Source organism: Chrysanthemum yellows phytoplasma (genome assembly GCF_000803325.1).
GTDB lineage: Bacteria > Bacillota_I > Bacilli_A > Acholeplasmatales > Acholeplasmataceae > Phytoplasma > Phytoplasma asteris.
In genome coordinates this window covers 1-358 of the sequence record NZ_JSWH01000074.1, presented here as the reverse complement: position 1 = coordinate 358, position 358 = coordinate 1, and the positions used below count along the sequence as shown (strand labels likewise).

General features: G+C 19.3%; 1 pseudogene. It reads left to right on the top strand.

Annotated features, from left to right (window positions below):
• Positions 1 to 207: pseudogene (locus OL66_RS03965) on the top strand (hypothetical protein); the annotation flags it as partial.
• Positions 208 to 358 lie beyond the last annotated feature (151 nt).

Sequence of the window (358 nt, the reverse complement as noted above, 5' to 3'; positions counted from 1 at the left end):
TTAATACTTTTAATGATTTATAAATTTTTAAATATTTTATTCATTCCTAAATCAGAATTAAAACAACCAATTAAAACTAATAACTTGAATCAATATGATTTAAACAATTTACAAAGAAAGATATCTAATCTAGAATATAAACTTAATTTACAAAAAAGACAAAACGTTATTAAACCAGTTGAAAACAAATATCAAAAAAGAAGCTAAATTATTCAAACCAATAATCAACCAAAACTAAAAAATGAAATATTTATCATTTGGGGTTTTTTTATTAGTGGAGTTATTCTTGTTTTTTTAATCATTTTATTATTAGCTATGAATAAAACCCAACTTAAAGTAGAAATACAAAAAGAAAAAC